The 15316-nt window shown below is 45.8% G+C and carries 19 protein-coding genes; 6 read left to right on the top strand and 13 right to left on the bottom strand.

Annotated features, from left to right (window positions below; translation table 11 throughout):
- Nucleotides 1–6: 6 nt before the first annotated feature.
- The 3 genes from ICN40_RS11845 to ICN40_RS01125 are packed head-to-tail and all read right to left on the bottom strand — an operon-like array spanning nucleotide 7 to nucleotide 3311.
- On the bottom strand, nucleotides 7–1881 hold the full coding sequence (locus ICN40_RS11845) for an alpha/beta fold hydrolase (RefSeq protein WP_216241458.1): 1875 nt from the start codon (nucleotides 1879–1881) through the stop codon (nucleotides 7–9).
- 35 nt (nucleotides 1882–1916) lie between these two features.
- The gene (locus tag ICN40_RS01130; protein ID WP_215363397.1) at nucleotides 1917–2567 is read right to left on the bottom strand and encodes a CoA transferase subunit B; all 651 of its coding nucleotides are present in this window, start codon (nucleotides 2565–2567) and stop codon (nucleotides 1917–1919) included.
- A gap of 42 nt (nucleotides 2568–2609) precedes the next feature.
- Nucleotides 2610–3311, bottom strand: coding sequence for a CoA transferase subunit A (locus ICN40_RS01125; RefSeq protein ID WP_216122271.1), 702 nt, complete (start codon nucleotides 3309–3311; stop codon nucleotides 2610–2612).
- A gap of 159 nt (nucleotides 3312–3470) precedes the next feature.
- On the opposite strand from ICN40_RS01125, the gene ICN40_RS01120 reads away from it, so the two are divergent.
- From ICN40_RS01120 to ICN40_RS01105, 4 genes are all read left to right on the top strand, one after another.
- Complete coding sequence (locus ICN40_RS01120; RefSeq protein ID WP_216241457.1) at nucleotides 3471–5141, top strand: electron transfer flavoprotein-ubiquinone oxidoreductase; 1671 nt, start codon at nucleotides 3471–3473, stop codon at nucleotides 5139–5141.
- 83 nt (nucleotides 5142–5224) lie between these two features.
- Complete coding sequence (gene gloA / locus ICN40_RS01115; protein ID WP_216122275.1) at nucleotides 5225–5611, top strand: lactoylglutathione lyase; 387 nt, start codon at nucleotides 5225–5227, stop codon at nucleotides 5609–5611.
- Nucleotides 5612–5613: 2 nt separating this feature from the next.
- Entirely contained in the window at nucleotides 5614–6786 is a 1173-nt protein-coding gene (locus ICN40_RS01110; protein WP_216241455.1) for a GNAT family N-acetyltransferase, read from the top strand.
- Nucleotides 6783–7046, top strand: a complete 264-nt coding sequence (locus tag ICN40_RS01105; protein WP_215360041.1) for a DUF1289 domain-containing protein — start codon at nucleotides 6783–6785, stop codon at nucleotides 7044–7046. Before ICN40_RS01110 ends, ICN40_RS01105 begins: the two co-directional genes overlap by 4 nt.
- Nucleotides 7047–7087: 41 nt before the next feature.
- On the opposite strand, the gene ICN40_RS01100 is transcribed toward ICN40_RS01105, so the two are convergent.
- The gene (locus tag ICN40_RS01100) at nucleotides 7088–8695 is read right to left on the bottom strand and encodes an ABC-F family ATPase (protein ID WP_216241452.1); all 1608 of its coding nucleotides are present in this window, start codon (nucleotides 8693–8695) and stop codon (nucleotides 7088–7090) included.
- 113 nt (nucleotides 8696–8808) lie between these two features.
- Nucleotides 8809–9519 (bottom strand): queuosine precursor transporter, encoded by a 711-nt coding sequence (locus tag ICN40_RS01095; protein ID WP_216241449.1) that lies wholly within the window; start codon nucleotides 9517–9519, stop codon nucleotides 8809–8811.
- Nucleotides 9520–9623: 104 nt separating this feature from the next.
- Between ICN40_RS01095 and ICN40_RS01090 the strand changes: the two genes are divergently transcribed.
- Nucleotides 9624–10808, top strand: coding sequence for an acyl-CoA dehydrogenase (locus ICN40_RS01090; RefSeq protein ID WP_216241445.1), 1185 nt, complete (start codon nucleotides 9624–9626; stop codon nucleotides 10806–10808).
- Nucleotides 10809–10888: 80 nt separating this feature from the next.
- Here ICN40_RS01090 and ICN40_RS01085 read toward each other — a convergent pair whose 3' ends face one another.
- The 3 genes from ICN40_RS01085 to ICN40_RS01075 form a co-directional block, all read right to left on the bottom strand.
- Nucleotides 10889–11020: a DUF3149 domain-containing protein gene (locus ICN40_RS01085; protein WP_216241443.1), complete on the bottom strand. Its 132-nt coding sequence runs from the start codon at nucleotides 11018–11020 to the stop codon at nucleotides 10889–10891.
- Nucleotides 11021–11092: 72 nt separating this feature from the next.
- A complete protein-coding gene (locus ICN40_RS01080; protein ID WP_216241441.1) occupies nucleotides 11093–11545 on the bottom strand; it encodes an OsmC family protein in 453 nt (150 codons plus the stop codon).
- 39 nt (nucleotides 11546–11584) lie between these two features.
- Nucleotides 11585–11965 (bottom strand): rhodanese-like domain-containing protein, encoded by a 381-nt coding sequence (locus ICN40_RS01075; RefSeq protein WP_216241439.1) that lies wholly within the window; start codon nucleotides 11963–11965, stop codon nucleotides 11585–11587.
- Between the two features lie 94 nt (nucleotides 11966–12059).
- Between ICN40_RS01075 and trxC the strand changes: the two genes are divergently transcribed.
- A complete protein-coding gene (trxC, locus tag ICN40_RS01070) occupies nucleotides 12060–12494 on the top strand; it encodes a thioredoxin TrxC (RefSeq protein ID WP_216241437.1) in 435 nt (144 codons plus the stop codon).
- Between the two features lie 12 nt (nucleotides 12495–12506).
- Here the strand turns inward: trxC and mnmH are convergent, their stop codons facing one another.
- Genes mnmH through ICN40_RS01045 form a run of 5 tightly spaced genes read right to left on the bottom strand, consistent with a single transcriptional unit; the run spans nucleotide 12507 to nucleotide 15298 of the window.
- The gene (gene mnmH, locus ICN40_RS01065) at nucleotides 12507–13571 is read right to left on the bottom strand and encodes a tRNA 2-selenouridine(34) synthase MnmH (protein ID WP_216241435.1); all 1065 of its coding nucleotides are present in this window, start codon (nucleotides 13569–13571) and stop codon (nucleotides 12507–12509) included.
- A 6-nt stretch (nucleotides 13572–13577) separates the two neighbouring features.
- Nucleotides 13578–13997: a thioesterase family protein gene (locus ICN40_RS01060; RefSeq protein ID WP_216241433.1), complete on the bottom strand. Its 420-nt coding sequence runs from the start codon at nucleotides 13995–13997 to the stop codon at nucleotides 13578–13580.
- A gap of 16 nt (nucleotides 13998–14013) precedes the next feature.
- Nucleotides 14014–14358: a TIGR01244 family sulfur transferase gene (locus ICN40_RS01055; protein ID WP_216241431.1), complete on the bottom strand. Its 345-nt coding sequence runs from the start codon at nucleotides 14356–14358 to the stop codon at nucleotides 14014–14016.
- A 60-nt stretch (nucleotides 14359–14418) separates the two neighbouring features.
- Nucleotides 14419–14859: a DUF6691 family protein gene (locus tag ICN40_RS01050; RefSeq protein ID WP_216241429.1), complete on the bottom strand. Its 441-nt coding sequence runs from the start codon at nucleotides 14857–14859 to the stop codon at nucleotides 14419–14421.
- A 1-nt stretch (nucleotide 14860) separates the two neighbouring features.
- Nucleotides 14861–15298 carry a YeeE/YedE family protein gene (locus ICN40_RS01045; protein ID WP_216241428.1) on the bottom strand — a complete coding sequence of 146 codons (438 nt, stop codon included), beginning with the start codon at nucleotides 15296–15298 and terminating at the stop codon, nucleotides 14861–14863.
- Nucleotides 15299–15316: the final 18 nt, after the last annotated feature.

Below are 15316 nucleotides of genomic sequence, written 5' to 3'. Positions count from 1 at the left end.
AACTAATTAACTGAAGAATTCTTTTGCTAAAGCAATCTGCTCGGGTTTCACAAACGCGGGTGCATGTCCCACATTGGGAATCTCAATACTGCGCGCATAAGGATTGACTTTACACATCTGGGCAACCGTAGCAGCGGAAAGCAAGTCAGAGTTATCGCCTCGCACGATCAACATCGGAATATGGATTTGTTTGAATGCATGCCACATCGCCATCTCACCTGCTTTAGCCATGATGGGGTTTACTGATGCAAACGGCACTGAGATATCTGGGTCGTAATGCATGATCCATTTACCATCTTTCTGAATCAGCATAGGGCCGTTATAAATTTCCCACTCTTCAGGAGTGTGCTCGCCAAAAGTGGCGCAAATTTCATTTAAGCGTTGAAGTGCTTCAGAGCGATCTGAAAAAGCAAATGGCTGACCAACGTATGAACCTAGGCGTTTAATTGCCTCTGGCTCAATCTTAGGACCCACATCATTGATGATCATTCTCCGTATGGGTGAGTTTGGCATTGCGGCATACACCATGCCAATCAAGCCACCCATAGAAGTTCCCAGCCAATCTACTTGTGCAACGCCAAGCTTCTTAACTAACGCAGCAATATCAGCAACGTACTGAGGCACGGCATAGAGCATTGGATTGCTTAAGCGATCAGACTCACCCCTACCAACTACATCCGGACAAACCACGTAATAGTCTTTGCACATTGCCTGTGCAAGCTTCTTAAAGTCGCTACCCCGTCTTGTTAGGCCGTGAACACAGAGCAATACTTTGTTGCCAGGGTTTCCCCAAGCGTGATAGGCCATACGATGAGTTGAATCACCGCTAGTGCACTCTACATAAAACGTTGCGCCATCATGAAATACATTTGCTGCTTGAGCTTCATTATGAATTTCATGATGTAGATGATCATGCTCATGATCGTGATCATCACCAACCTCTTCAGGCTGCAAGGTCACATGATCAATGCCGTGCTTATCCAAAAGCATCGTATTGATTCTGGCCATTATTTCTGGCCACTTCTGCATCTCAGCGATTTCAATATGGCCAATCAAGGCTGGGAAGCTAGGGGTCATTTCCCAGACGTGCAAATCATGCACCGCGAGTACGCCTGGAATATTTCTTAAATCAGTACCTACTTGTAAGTAATCAATATGTAGAGGCACGCCTTCCATCAGGAAGTGATAAGACTCATGCAGAATTGAGATGGTGGACTTCAGAATGAGCAGTGATACCAGAATAGAGAGAATGGCATCGATAGGCATCCAGCCGGTAAGCTGAATCACGACACCGGCAATTAATGCCGCAACCGAACCCAATAGATCACCCATGACATGGACTAGTGCTGCACGGGTATTGACGCTTTGCTTATCGCGAGACAAAACCCATGCCACAACGATATTCATCAGAAGCCCAATTGCAGCTACAACCGTAACAGTCAAACCGTCCACCTTATGTGGATTAGCAAAACGACTGACAGCCTCGATGACGATCCATAACACCAAAGCTAGCATCGCAATGCTATTAACAAATGCTGCTAGCGCTTCAGCACGCCCAAAACCAAATGAATGCTTTGGAGATGGTGGGCGACGGGAAATGATTTGAGCTAAGAGAGCTAAGCCCAAAGCAGCAGCATCAGTCACCATGTGACCAGCATCAGAAATCAGCGCCAATGAATTAGCGAAATAAGCGGCAGCGCCCTCAACCCCTGAAAAGCCTAAAGTCAGTACTAAGGCAATTAACAGTAGGTTTTGATTGGAGGCTTGCTTGCTATGGGTGTGCCGTGCATCACCCTTCTTATGGGCATGTAGGGAAGGATCTGCCCCAGATTGATTCTGGGGTTTAGATGGCTTCGAATGGAAATGATGGGAGCCCGACATGGTGAACCCATTATTCCATTAATTGATGACGCTGATTAGAAACCTGTTGTATCAACAGGGGCTCCTGTTTTAGCGATAACTTCTTCCTTAGTCACGCCTGGAGCCAATTCAGTTAACTTCAAACCCTTGGGGGTGATGTCAAGCACACAAAGATCTGTAATGATCTGGCTAATAACGCCCACACCTGTCAAAGGTAATGTGCAATGAGGCAAAATTTTGAGCTCTTCAGTGCCATCTTTTTTCTTGGCAACGTGTTCCATCAATACCACCACATGTTTAACACCAGCAACCAAATCCATTGCACCGCCCATGCCCTTGACCATTTTTCCTGGAATCATCCAGTTGGCCAAGTCACCATGCTCACTTACTTGCATTGCACCCAAGATCGCAATATTAATTTTTCCACCACGAATCATTCCAAATGAATCGGCAGAAGAAAAAATGGATGAACCAGGCAAAGTTGTAATCGTTTGCTTACCGGCATTGATTAAGTCTGCATCAATTGTTTCTTCTGTTGGAAATGGTCCGATACCCAATAAACCATTTTCAGACTGAAGCCATACTTCCATATCTTTCGGCACATGGTTCGCTACCAAAGTGGGCATACCAATGCCCAAGTTTACGTAGTAACCGTCTTTTAATTCTTTAGCAGCACGCGCCGCCATCTCATCTCTAGTCCAAGGCATTTCGATCTTCCTAAGTATTCTGTTCTATTGCTGTTCTGGGAATTACGCTGTTGCAGTCATAGTGCGCTGTTCAATGCGCTTTTCTGGTGTTTTATGCAGCACCAAACGGTGGACATAAATACCAGGCGTATGAATCTCATCAGGATGGAGTTTGCCGTTCTCAACAATCTCTTCTACTTCTGCAACGGTGATCTTGCCAGCCATAGCCACTACTGGATTGAAGTTTCGTGCCGTGTAGCGATAGACTAAGTTACCAGACTTATCTGCCTTCCAAGCTTTTACTAAAGAGATATCTGAAACGATTGAACGCTCCATGATGTATTTCTCGCCATCGAATTCTTTTTCTTCTTTACCTTCGGCAACCAAAGTACCAACGCCAGTTTTAGTATAAAAAGCAGGAATACCACAACCACCAGCACGCAATTTTTCAGCCAAAGTTCCTTGCGGTGTAAATTCCAACTCCAATTCACCAGCCAAATACTGACGTTCAAATTCTTTGTTCTCGCCAACGTATGAAGCAACCATTTTCTTTACCTGACGCGAATTGAGCAATAAACCCAAACCAAAGCCGTCAACTCCAGCGTTATTAGCGATTGCGGTTAGGTTCTGGACGCCCAGATCCTTTACGGCCTGAATTAAAGCCTCAGGAATGCCACAAAGACCAAAACCGCCAACAGCTAATTTTTGTCCGTCTTTTAAGATATCCCGCAAGGCATCCACTGCCGATGGGTAAGTTTTATTCATAACTTTTGTCCTAATATTGCCAAAATGGGTAAAAAAGCAATCATAACGCTTAAGACGCCCGGGGCTAGGCGGTCTTGGCACTAAATCGGTTTTTGTCACTTAGAACTAAACTAACAGGGCTTAAATGCCCCATTTTTAAAGAAATTTCGGAGAAATTGAATGAATTCTGCAGAGTTGGTAGAGCAATATGGTCCCAGGGACTCGATGGACTATGACCTTGTCATTGTCGGGGGTGGTCCAGCAGGATTATCGGCCGCTATTAAGGCCAAACAATTAGCCAGCTCCTCAGGAAAAGAAATCAGCGTTTGCGTTCTGGAAAAGGGTTCTGAAATCGGCGCTCACATACTTTCTGGTGCCGTGATGGACCCCAAAGCACTTACTGAATTATTCCCAGGCTGGAAAGAATTGGGTGCCCCACTTGATACCCCAGTCACGCAAGATCAATTTCTATTCTTAACCAGCGATAACTCATACCAAGTTCCAAACTGGATGTTGCCGCACTGCTTTAAGAATGAAGGCAACTATATTGTCAGTCTTGCTAACGTGACCCGTTGGCTGGGACAACAAGCCGAGAATCTCGGTGTTGAAATTTTCCCCGGCTTTCCAGCGGCAGAGATTCTCTATAACGAGAAAGGCGCAGTGCGCGGTGTCATCACTGGATCAATGGGTTTGGATAAAGAAGGCAATCCAACGGATCAATTCCAACTTGGTATGGAATTATGTGGCAAATACACTCTCTTTGCTGAGGGGGCGCGCGGCCATCTTGGCAAACAACTGATTGCTAAGTTTGCATTAGATAAAGAGGCAGACCCACAAAGCTATGGCATCGGTATTAAAGAGCTTTGGGAGGTTGAGCCCTCCAAGAGCAAGCCTGGACTAGTAGTGCACACCGCAGGCTGGCCACTAGAAAGTGATACCTATGGTGGCTCATTCCTTTATCACTTAGGTGATAACAGGGTTGCTGTTGGTTTAGTAGTTGGCCTGTCTTATAAGAATCCCTACCTCTCTCCTTTTGAAGAATTCCAACGCTATAAATTGCACCCCAAGATTCGGGAAACGTTTGAAGGTGGAAAACGCATTTCTTACGGCGCACGCGCACTCACGGCCGGCGGTTTAAATAGCCTTCCTAAGACCGTATTTCCTGGCGGCGCGCTCATCGGTTGTGATGCCGGATTTCTCAATGCATCGCGAATCAAAGGAAGTCATGCGGCGATTAAGACCGGCATGCTTGCTGCTGAAGCAGCAGTTGCCGCAATCAATGAGAATCGCTCTGAGGATGTTTTGTCCGCATACCCAACGGCATTCCAAAATAGTTGGTTACATACAGAACTCACTCAAGCCCGCAACTTCAAGCCATGGATGTCAAAAGGCCTTTATGTTGGCACGCTGATGGTGGGATTGGAACAAAAGATTTTAGGTGGCAACATACCATGGACCGTGCATCTAAAACACGCCGACCATGAATGCCTAGAGCCCGCAGCGCAACACAAGCCCATTGACTACCCTAAACCAGATGGCAAGATTACGTTTGATCGTCTCTCCTCGGTCTTTATCTCCAATACCAATCATGCTGAGAATCAACCGATTCATTTAACTTTGAAGAATGATTCTGTACCGGTAGATATCAACCTCAAAACCTATGCGGGTCCAGAGCAACGTTACTGCCCTGCTGGCGTATATGAGTTTGTGGAGACAGATGGCAAGCCTCGTTTACAAATCAATTCGCAAAACTGCGTGCATTGCAAAACTTGCGACATTAAAGATCCCACTCAAAATATCGTCTGGGTTACACCAGAAGGCGGTGGCGGTCCAAACTATGCATCCATGTAAATAAATGCAATACAACAAACCCCGGTTTCATGCCGGGGTTTTTCATCTCAACACGATTAAATAAATAGCGTTATATTTAACCCATGATGATCCTACACACTATGCTTCGCGTCGGCGACCTAAATCGCTCGATTGATTTCTACACCAAAGTTTTGGGCATGAATTTACTGCGCACGACTGAACGTCCTGAACAAAAATATTCACTGGCTTTTGTGGGTTTCGGTAAAGGGAATGGTGATGGCCAGTCGGAGATTGAACTGACTTACAACCATGGCGTTCAATCCTATGACCTAGGCACGGCCTATGGACATATTGCTATTGAGGTTCCGGATGCCTATGCTGCTTGTGCCGCCATCAAGGCGGTCGGTGGCAATGTGACCCGTGAGGCTGGTCCTGTAGCTGGAGGTGACACCATCATTGCATTCGTTACCGATCCCGATGGTTACAAAATAGAGCTCATTCAGCGTTAATCGTGGCAGAGCCCGATTCATTGCAATTAGAAATAGTTGATCGCCTTAGCGATATCACCTCAGAGGAGTGGAATGCTCTTCTTCCCTCAGATGCAGGCCCCTTTCTTCGCCATGAGTTTCTTAGTGCGCTAGAGGTAACTGGCTGCGTTGGAGCTAATACTGGTTGGCAAGTGGCTCACCTACTTCTAAAAGATGGCGATCAGCTCATTGGCGCAATACCCCTATATTTGAAGCAACACTCCTACGGAGAATTTGTCTTCGACTGGTCTTGGGCGCAGGCCTATGAGCAACAAGGTATGCAGTATTTTCCGAAAGCGCTTTGCGCCATTCCGTTTACACCAGTTCAAGGCTCAAGGATTTTGAGCGCCAGAAATGTAGATGCTGATTTAGTGCAAAAACAATTGATTGCAGGTTTGAAGACTTTGGTTGTGCAAAATAATCTATCTTCAGCACATGTCATATTTCCCCATGACTCAGAAGCAAAGGGACTCAAGGACCAAGGCTTCATGTTGCGAGACTCGGTGCAATTTCATTGGCATAACCAGGGCTTTGAGAATTTCGAACAATTTTTAGCAGCCCTCACTATGAAGCGTCGCAAGAATATTCGACGCGAACGAGAACAGGTATCGAGAGAGCTAATTACTTTTAGACATGTCCCAGGAATATCTTCAACCAATGCTGATTGGGAATTCTTTTATCGCTGTTACGAAAACACTTACTTAGAGCATGGATCCAGCCCCTATCTTAATGAGACATTCTTGAAATTATGGGCGCATCGCCTGCCTGAAAACTTACATCTCATCATTGCTGAGCGCAATGGCAACCCAATCGCTGCGTCGCTACTAGTTGTTGACCCCACAAGCTCTAAGGCTTATGGCAGATATTGGGGTGCAATCGAACACGTGCCCTGCTTGCACTTTGAAACCGCCTACTATCAAGCAATTCAATATTGCATCTCTAATCAGATTCAAACCTTTGAAGGTGGTGCACAAGGTGAACACAAGATGGCGCGCGGCTTCTTGCCCACCACCATTCAATCCGCCCATTTCATTGCGGATCCTCAGTTTGCCAAAGCCGTACAACACTTCCTAGATCGTGAACACCAAGGAATCGGAGCTTATGTTGATGAGCTGGCCGAGCACAGTCCTTTGAAATCGTCTAAAGTACAGCCATGAATTCTGAAGACACCAAATCTATTGTGCAAGATGGCTCCCATTCCCTATCCACTGGGGATGCAGACTCTGACTCGCCTTGCATTGGTGTTTGCACCACACTATACGACGAGATCTGCCAAGGTTGTGGTCGCACCTTAGGTGAAGTGAGTAATTGGGTATTCTTTTCTCAAGAAGAAAAAGATTCCGTATGGAAACGCATTCGTGCAGAAGGTACTGCAACCCGCTTCCAGAGACAAGCCAAAGAAAATAAGCCCGCTTAGGGGCTTATTTTTTTATTGCCAGCTTTACAACTGGGCCTTAATTAACCAGCCAACTCTTGGCTACGTAGGTACTCTTCGTAAGTACCAGAGTAATCTACCACCGTGCCATCCATCTTTACTTCCAAGATGCGATTAGCTAATGCGGATACGAACTCGCGGTCATGGGATACGAAAATCAAAGTCCCATCGAATTTCTCAAGAGCGATTTGTAAACTCTCAATCGATTCCATATCCATGTGGTTGGTTGGCTCATCCATTGCCAGGACGTTGTATTTTTGGAGCATGAGTTTGCCCCAGATCATGCGACCCTTTTCACCACCAGATAGAACTTTGACAGACTTGCCAATATCGTCACCAGAGAATAAAAGGCGGCCTAATGTGCCACGGATGACTTGGTCATCGTCACCAGTATTACGCCACCAATTCATCCAGTCCATGAGCAACTCATCTTTAGCAAACATCTCGGTGTTGTCTTGAGGCATTACACCGACGTTAGCATTCTCAGCCCACTTCACATCACCACTATCCGCAGCAATGCCGTCAAAGCGCTTGCTCAGAATGGTTTTTAGTAATGTTGTCTTACCAGCGCCGTTTTGACCGATGATGGCAATCTTTTCGCCAGCGCGAACGCCAAGCTTGAAGTTTTTGAAAATGGTTCTGTCAAAGGCTTTTGTCAGTGCGTTGCACTCTACTGCCATATTGTGTAATTTTTTCTCAGTATCAAAACGAATAAATGGGTTCTGACGTGAAGAAGGCTTTACCTCAACAATCTCAATCTTCTCCAGCTGCCTCTGACGTGAAGTCGCTTGACGAGCTTTAGAAGCATTTGCAGAGAAGCGAGCCACGAAAGCTGCTAATTCAGCAATTTTTTCTTTGGCTTTCACGTTATTGCTGAGCTGCTGTGTTCTTGCCTGAACAGAAGCCAGCATGTAAGAGTCGTAGTTGCCTGGATAAACCTTTAGGGTTCCATAGTCCATATCGGCCATATGCGTACAGACTTCATTGAGGAAGTGACGGTCATGGGAAATGATGACGATGGTGCTCTTAATTTGATTGAGGATGTCTTCAAGCCAATGAATGGAGTGAATATCCAAGTTATTCGTTGGCTCATCGAGCAGTAATACATCTGGATCGGAGAACAATGCTTGCGCTAGCAATACACGCAGCTTCCAACCTGGTGCAACGTTGCTCATCGGACCATTGTGTTGGTCAATAGGAATGCCAATACCTAACAACAACTCACCCGCTTTTGCTTCTGCGGTGTAGCCACCGTATTCGGCGTACTTACCCTCAAGCTCAGCAGCCTTCATGTAATCTTCATCAGTAGCATCTGGATTGGCGTAGATAGCATCGCGTTCAGCTGCAGCCTTCCACATCTCTTCGTGACCCATCATCACGACGTCGAGTACGCGCACATCCTCGTAAGCAAATTGATCTTGACGCAACTTACCCAAACGAATACCAGGATCCAAGCTCACATTACCGCTCGTTGGCTCTAGCTCGCCACCTAAAATTTTCATGAAGGTGGATTTACCGCAACCATTTGCGCCAATCAGGCCATAGCGATTACCGCCGCCAAACTTCACGGAAATGTTTTCAAATAGAGGCTTTGCCCCAAACTGCATGGTGATATTAGATGCTGACAGCACGGATGTTTTCTAGCTTTCTGAAATTCAATTGGATAGTTACCCCCGAATTGGGGGCAAAGACCGTTATTTTAACGGCTTAGAGGTCTTTGTTGGCAGGAAGCCCTTAGTCTTGCTTAGACTTTGACCCTAAATGGGGTGAAATTCGTACGAATATCGTAAAAATCCTCGTTTTCCTTGCGCTTGAGGAAGTTCACAACCCAATAGGTCATGGGGGTTGCCAGAACCTCCCAAGTAGTCTTGAGGACATATTGGGCAAGCGCTACCTGAATGACTTCATGGGTTGGCCAAATGCCATAGAACGCCAACATATAGAAGAAAGAAGAGTCGACTAACTCCCCTACCGCTGTCGAGCCAATAGTGCGCATCCAGAGAAAGCGCCCTTGGGTCATGATTTTCATCTTCGCCAGAACATAGCTATTCACCAGACTGCCGCACCAAAAGGAGAGCATGGAAGCTAAGGCGATACGCCATGAGTTTCCAAAGACAGTCTCTAGCCCCTGCTGATAATTAGACATATAAGCGCCTGGCGCCACCGGCAAAGCAATCACTATCTGCGCCATGATTGCCGCAAATGCAAGCGCAGCAAATCCAGTCCAAACCGCTCTACGGTCATAGGCATAGCCATAGACCTCAGTCAAAATATCGCCGAAGAAATAGGAAATAGGGAAGAACAAAATGCCCGCGCCAAATGGTACCGACCCGAAGTAAGGTAAATCAACCACGGCTGCTTTACCGGCCCCAATGAAGTTCGAGCAAAGCAAGACCACCACAAAGGCAGCCAAAATCAGGTCGTAATAGCGGTGGCGAGGTTTAGGCGAGTCCATAAGTCCAGAAAAATGGATAATAGAAATAAGAATATCTGCATTCCTGAAAATTCGCAGGAAGCAGTTAAAAATCAAGACAAAATGAAATATAGGATGCCAAAGCAATGAGTAAAAGTAAGGCCAGCTTTAACTGGGCGGACCCCCTTCTTCTGGATACCCAGCTAACCGAAGAGGAGCGCATGATTCGTGATGCAGCTGCTGAATACGCTCAAGGGCGCCTGATGCCCCGCATTCACGATGCTTATCGCAACGAAACAACCGACCCAGCCATCTTCCGCGAAATGGGTGAGCTTGGTCTCTTAGGCATCACGATTCCTGAGCAGTACGGTGGGGCTAACTTGAACTATGTCTCTTACGGCTTAATTGCGCGCGAGATTGAGCGCGTGGATTCTGGCTATCGCTCTATGATGAGCGTGCAGTCATCTCTAGTCATGGTTCCTATCAATGAATTTGGTAGCGAAGCGCAAAAACAAAAGTACCTCCCTAAATTAGCGAGCGGCGAATGGATTGGTTGCTTTGGTTTAACGGAGCCAAACTATGGCTCTGATGCAGGCGGCATGATTACCCGTGCCAAGAAAGTGCCTGGCGGATTTTCATTAACAGGTTCGAAGATGTGGATCTCCAACTCTCCGATTGCCGATGTATTTGTAGTGTGGGCGAAAAATGATGAAGGCATCATTCGCGGTTACATCCTAGAAAAAGGCATGAAGGGCTTAGGCGCCCCGAAAATTAGTGGCAAGATGGGTCTACGTGCCTCCATCACTGGCGAAATCGTCATGGACGAAGTATTTGTACCGGCAGAAAATGAATTTCCCGAAATTGAAGGCCTCAAAGGCCCCTTCACCTGCTTGAACTCAGCACGCTACGGCATTGCTTGGGGTGCACTAGGCGCCGCTGAATGGTGTTGGTATGCTGCTCGCCAGTACACCATGGACCGCAAACAGTTTGGTAAGCCACTTGCAGCCAATCAATTGATTCAGAAAAAATTGGCAGATATGCAAACCGAAATTACTCTGGGGCTCCAGGGCTGTCTACGTTTAGGTCGTATGAAAGACGAAGGTATTGCAGCTCCAGAAATCACCTCCATCATGAAACGCAACTCTTGCGGCAAGTCTTTGGATATCGCGCGTATGGCACGCGATATGCATGGTGGCAACGGTATCTCCGATGAGTATGGTGTTGTGCGTCACATGCTGAACCTTGAGGTAGTCAATACCTATGAAGGTACTCACGATATTCACGCCTTGATTCTAGGTCGTGCGCAAACGGGTATTCAAGCTTTTAGCTAAATGTAGACAGCTACAAACACAAAAGCCCTGGAGCAATCTTCCAGGGCTTTTTGTTTATTGGCAAATGAAGCGAGCAACCATTACTCACCGCCTACAGCGCTCTTCTTGATAAATAGGCGGACGAAGAAAATTACCATGCCAATCATAAATAGAATAACAGCCAAACTTAGCTGACCAGCAAACGATCCAAATAGCTCAACAAGCATTTTCATTTTTTCCCTCCAGTTGATTAACTATAGGTCTTTTGAAAAATGATTATTTGATTGAAATCAAAAAAACATTGCCTATATCGTGGGATATAACTGCTTATTTAAACTATCAATCACCAACACATTTACCGGAATGCCTGCGCTAACGCTTGATGAAACCGTGCAGAATTCTTGAAATTGAGCCAAGACCCGATCTAAATTCTCTAATGATTCTCCAGGTACTCCAATATGGATTTCAACCTTAATGGATAGTATGCGCAGACGACTCTGTGCGTTACGCCCCATATCACAGGTAGCTAAAGTTTCAATTGGCTCTGGACTTTGTTTAAATTTTCTTAAAGCAAAGAGCAAGGAATCCGAAAGGCAGTTAGCTACCGCAGCAATGAGCAATTGCGATGGGGTTGCACCCTCCGATTTACCCAAAGGAGGCGGCTCATCCCCCATGATGGGAGCTTTTTCTTCGTTGTAATAAATTGCAAACTGATAGTCAGCCTGCTGCTTGAGTCTTACGGATGGACTGCCGCTCATGAGGAACTCCTATAAAGAATGATAATTTTTTGAAATTAATTACTCAAATCTGATTGACTCAGGCTTAGCAATCGGATTGCCAGCTTCTGCCCATGCGTCAAATCCGCCCGAAATGGATTGAACTTGCCTATATCCCATGTCGTGAAGTGATTTTGAGGCTAACGCAGCTCTGCCACCATTTTTGCAATACAAAACTATTTTGAGGTCCCTGGCACTCAGATTAGGATCATTGCTTAGCTTAAATTCAAGTAGGCCTCGAGAAATATGGGTCGCACCTGGAATATGGCCATTGGCGTATTCATCAGCCTCGCGGACATCCAATAATATATCCGCTTCTTGAATGGCCTGTGAGGCCTCTTCTAACGAAACTTCTTTAATAGAAGATTTGGCTGCTGCAACGAGATCATGGGCAGTTTTCATTTTTTCCTTTTGAGTATTACTTTTTCATTATATTTTATTATATAATGTATGAATCGGTAATGCGAGTTATTTTTCCAAACTGTAATTTAACTTTATGAAAGTTAAAAATATGCTTATCAAGTGCCCTAATTGCCATAAATTCAACCGCTTACCTCTAAATCGCGTTAACGAAAACCCCATCTGCGGGGTATGCAAAGCCAGCCTATTGCTTGGGCCTATTGATGCAGATCAAGCAAGCTTTAATGAAATCCTGAATCAAAGCAAGATACCTGTCATTGTTGATTTTTGGGCTCCATGGTGTGGCCCTTGCAGAATGTTCGCGCCTACCTATCAGGCAAGTGCGGCAAAGCATGGAGAACAGGTTCTTCATATTAAGCTAGATACTGAAGCCAACCCTGGCATCGGGCAAGAATTTTCCATTCGATCAATACCAACGCTAGCGAGCTTTAAGAATGGGGCCGAAGTTAATCGAGTTAGCGGCGCGCTTCCACCTGCTCAACTGGAACAATTTGTAAGTAAACTTCTCTAAATTACTCTTATCTTAATTAGCAAGGATAGCTTTTGCTGCTTTGGAAAAGGCTTCGTCACCGTCATTTTCCAGCTGTACAAAATTTTCAATCTTGTATTGAGGAAAATTGCGTACGATCGAAGATTGATATGAAGGGTCGTAGTGCTTTACCAATAACTCTTCCACTAACTCCGGAAAATTACCCGCATCAATGGCTTCATTCCATTTGGTGATCTGTACTTTCCCATAATGCGCAGTAAGCAAAGCCAGTTTCTGTTTGAAATTATCGGTATCGGTTAAGAAGTGGTGATATTCACGAATCAACCAAGAGACGCGAGTCTGTGCACTGGATCGAAGCTCAATACAGCTACCATTGCGAATTTTTTCCATCAAAGCATCAGGTACATGCAATCCGCCGACCTTCTTGCTTTCAGACTCCACAAATACAGGCTTAGCTGAATCGAGCAAACGAAACGCATTCCAGAGCGCAGTCTCAAAGCCTTTTTGGGATGGCTGCTCGATATTAGGCTCATTACCCAGTACGGATCCACGGTGCACGGCCAAGCCTTCTAGATCCAGAATCTGAGCACCTAGGGCACCGATCTCTTGCAACACTTTTGTTTTGCCGCTACCCGTCATTCCACAAATCACCTGGAATGTAAATTGGGTTGCAGCGTGATCAAGACCATCAATCACGGTTCTTCTGAAGCCCTGGTACCCGCCCTCGAGTTGCTTGGCTTTCCAGCCAATCCGGTTGAGAATATGGGTAAACGCCCCACTACGTTCACCACCGCGCCAGCAATAAATTAATGGGCGCCACTCACGTGGGAGTTCCAGAAAATGATTTTCTAAGTGCGCAGCAATATTCTTAGAGACTAAAGCTGCCCCCAATTTTTTAGCTGCAAAAGGAGACTCTTGTTTATAGAGCGTTCCAATGGTGGCGCGCTCATCATTATTCAGAACGGGGTAATTTACCGCACCCGGAATATGATCAAGGGCAAATTCAGCTGGCGACCTGACATCAATCACAAGATCAAACTGATCTAGCTCAGATAAAAATTGATCAGATCTTAAGATATGAGGATTAATCGGCTGCACGAGGGACTAGCGCAACTGTTGCAAAACATGCTCAGGCCAAGGCGCTGACTTATTCGTGGTGAGGTCTACCCAAACCATCGTTGCACCACCGATAGCAGCCTCTATTTCAGGGGCTGTAGTTAAAGCCATACTGGTATATAGATCCAGGCTTGTTCTACCAATAGCGCCAATGGAAGTCTTCAGGATTAATTCACCTGGATAAGTGAGCTGTTGAAAGAAATTACAAAAGCCATTAATCATCAACATGGACTCGCGACCAGGAGCGACGTCATAACCCAAAGATGTGATCCATTCACAGCGAGCTTGCTCCATATACCGAAAGTACACGGTGTTGTTGACATGTCCATACGCATCCATATCACCCCAACGAATGGGCATGATCATTTCATGAACTAGCTTTCTGTCTTCGGGGATGGTGATGCGCATGCGGGTCAGTAACCTACTATTTCACTTGCAATGCAAGTTGATACAGATTCGTAGAGCGCGCACCAGAGCGACAAAATGCTAATACTGGTCCGGGCATGGTCCTCAATAAACGAGCCATCTCTCTTACTTGATCAACATTGATTGCACTAGGTACAACTGGTAGGTGGGCGTAATTTAAGCCCAACTTCTCTGCTTCAGCTTGAATGCTGGCACTAGTTGGCTGATCCGGGCCACCCTCACCATCAGGACGGTTATTAATCACGCTCTTATAACCTTGTGCCGCAATTTCAGCCAAATGGCTTGGCTCAATTTGACCAATTGTCCCGAACTGATCGTTATGACAAGAAATAGGAAGACTCATGAAACCCTCTACATTGAATAATGAAGTAATAGGTTTGATTTTAAATCAGGCTTATCGAACTTAGCTGGAAGCCTTTTTATGAGCCGAGAAGAAGCGTTCGCTTATTTCCATACCCACAAGCATGGCGACAACAAATACCAAGGCCTTCAGGTGCCCAGCACCCAAGGCAACCAAGGCTGGACCAGGGCAAAAGCCAGCAATTCCCCAGCCCGCACCAAAAATGAGGCTGCCAATAATGAGGGGCTTCGTAATATCTCTACGGGTTGGGATATGCAAGGCGCCACCAAAAAACGCTTCGGTCCTCTTGCTGACCACATAAAACCCGCCAAGCCCGACCATTACTGCACCCAACATTACAAACATTAAGGATGGATCCCAAAGACCTGCTAGATCCAAAAAGCCCAATACTTTCTGGGGATTACTCATGCCTGAGATGATTAAACCCCAACCAAAAAGTACACCAATTGCATACTGACTCAAAAGGCCAAAATGTTTTTTCATCTTAGACTCCGATCAAATGGCGCAGAACAAAGACAGTCAAAAAACCTGCGCACATAAATAAAAGCGTGGCGACAAGTGAAGGTGGTGATAAGCGAGAAAGGCCACAAATTCCATGGCCGCTAGTACAGCCAGATCCGTAGTGCGCACCAAAGCCAACTAGAAGGCCTGCAATCATAATCGCAAACCAATTAGACTCAATCTCTACAACGGGGAATATTCCGAAAAATAGTGCTGCAATAAATGGAGCTGATACCAAGCCCAAAACCAAACTAAGACGCCATGCGGTGTCCGTTAATTTGGGATGCAATAAACCAGAAACAATGCCGCTAATTCCCAGGATGCGCCCATGAAGTAATACATAAAGAGCTGCAGCAACCCCAAGAATCATTCCCCCTAATAAAGAGGGAATGGGTGTAAACGAGAACCAATCAATTTGCATTATTTAATCCATTAATTT

The sequence above is a fragment of the Polynucleobacter sp. Fuers-14 genome, from assembly GCF_018882045.1.
Lineage (GTDB): Bacteria > Pseudomonadota > Gammaproteobacteria > Burkholderiales > Burkholderiaceae > Polynucleobacter.
The sequence above is the reverse complement of the archived record's forward strand: the minus strand, read 5'-3'. Positions and strand labels throughout refer to the sequence as shown.

Bases quoted from the DNA above. Each gene is read 5' to 3' on its own strand.
- ICN40_RS11845 (WP_216241458.1), bottom strand. From the start codon at position 1,881: ATGTCGGGCTCCCATCATTTCCATTCGAAGCCATCTAAACCCCAGAAT.
- ICN40_RS01130 (WP_215363397.1), bottom strand. From the start codon at position 2,567: ATGCCTTGGACTAGAGATGAGATGGCGGCGCGTGCTGCTAAAGAATTA.
- ICN40_RS01125 (WP_216122271.1), bottom strand. From the start codon at position 3,311: ATGAATAAAACTTACCCATCGGCAGTGGATGCCTTGCGGGATATCTTA.
- ICN40_RS01120 (WP_216241457.1), top strand. From the start codon at position 3,471: ATGAATTCTGCAGAGTTGGTAGAGCAATATGGTCCCAGGGACTCGATG.
- gloA (WP_216122275.1), top strand. From the start codon at position 5,225: ATGATGATCCTACACACTATGCTTCGCGTCGGCGACCTAAATCGCTCG.
- ICN40_RS01105 (WP_215360041.1), top strand. From the start codon at position 6,783: ATGAATTCTGAAGACACCAAATCTATTGTGCAAGATGGCTCCCATTCC.
- ICN40_RS01095 (WP_216241449.1), bottom strand. From the start codon at position 9,519: ATGGACTCGCCTAAACCTCGCCACCGCTATTACGACCTGATTTTGGCT.
- ICN40_RS01090 (WP_216241445.1), top strand. From the start codon at position 9,624: ATGAGTAAAAGTAAGGCCAGCTTTAACTGGGCGGACCCCCTTCTTCTG.
- ICN40_RS01085 (WP_216241443.1), bottom strand. From the start codon at position 11,020: ATGAAAATGCTTGTTGAGCTATTTGGATCGTTTGCTGGTCAGCTAAGT.
- ICN40_RS01080 (WP_216241441.1), bottom strand. From the start codon at position 11,545: ATGAGCGGCAGTCCATCCGTAAGACTCAAGCAGCAGGCTGACTATCAG.
- ICN40_RS01075 (WP_216241439.1), bottom strand. From the start codon at position 11,965: ATGAAAACTGCCCATGATCTCGTTGCAGCAGCCAAATCTTCTATTAAA.
- trxC (WP_216241437.1), top strand. From the start codon at position 12,060: ATGAAAGTTAAAAATATGCTTATCAAGTGCCCTAATTGCCATAAATTC.
- ICN40_RS01060 (WP_216241433.1), bottom strand. From the start codon at position 13,997: ATGCGCATCACCATCCCCGAAGACAGAAAGCTAGTTCATGAAATGATC.
- ICN40_RS01055 (WP_216241431.1), bottom strand. From the start codon at position 14,358: ATGAGTCTTCCTATTTCTTGTCATAACGATCAGTTCGGGACAATTGGT.
- ICN40_RS01050 (WP_216241429.1), bottom strand. From the start codon at position 14,859: ATGAAAAAACATTTTGGCCTTTTGAGTCAGTATGCAATTGGTGTACTT.
- ICN40_RS01045 (WP_216241428.1), bottom strand. From the start codon at position 15,298: ATGCAAATTGATTGGTTCTCGTTTACACCCATTCCCTCTTTATTAGGG.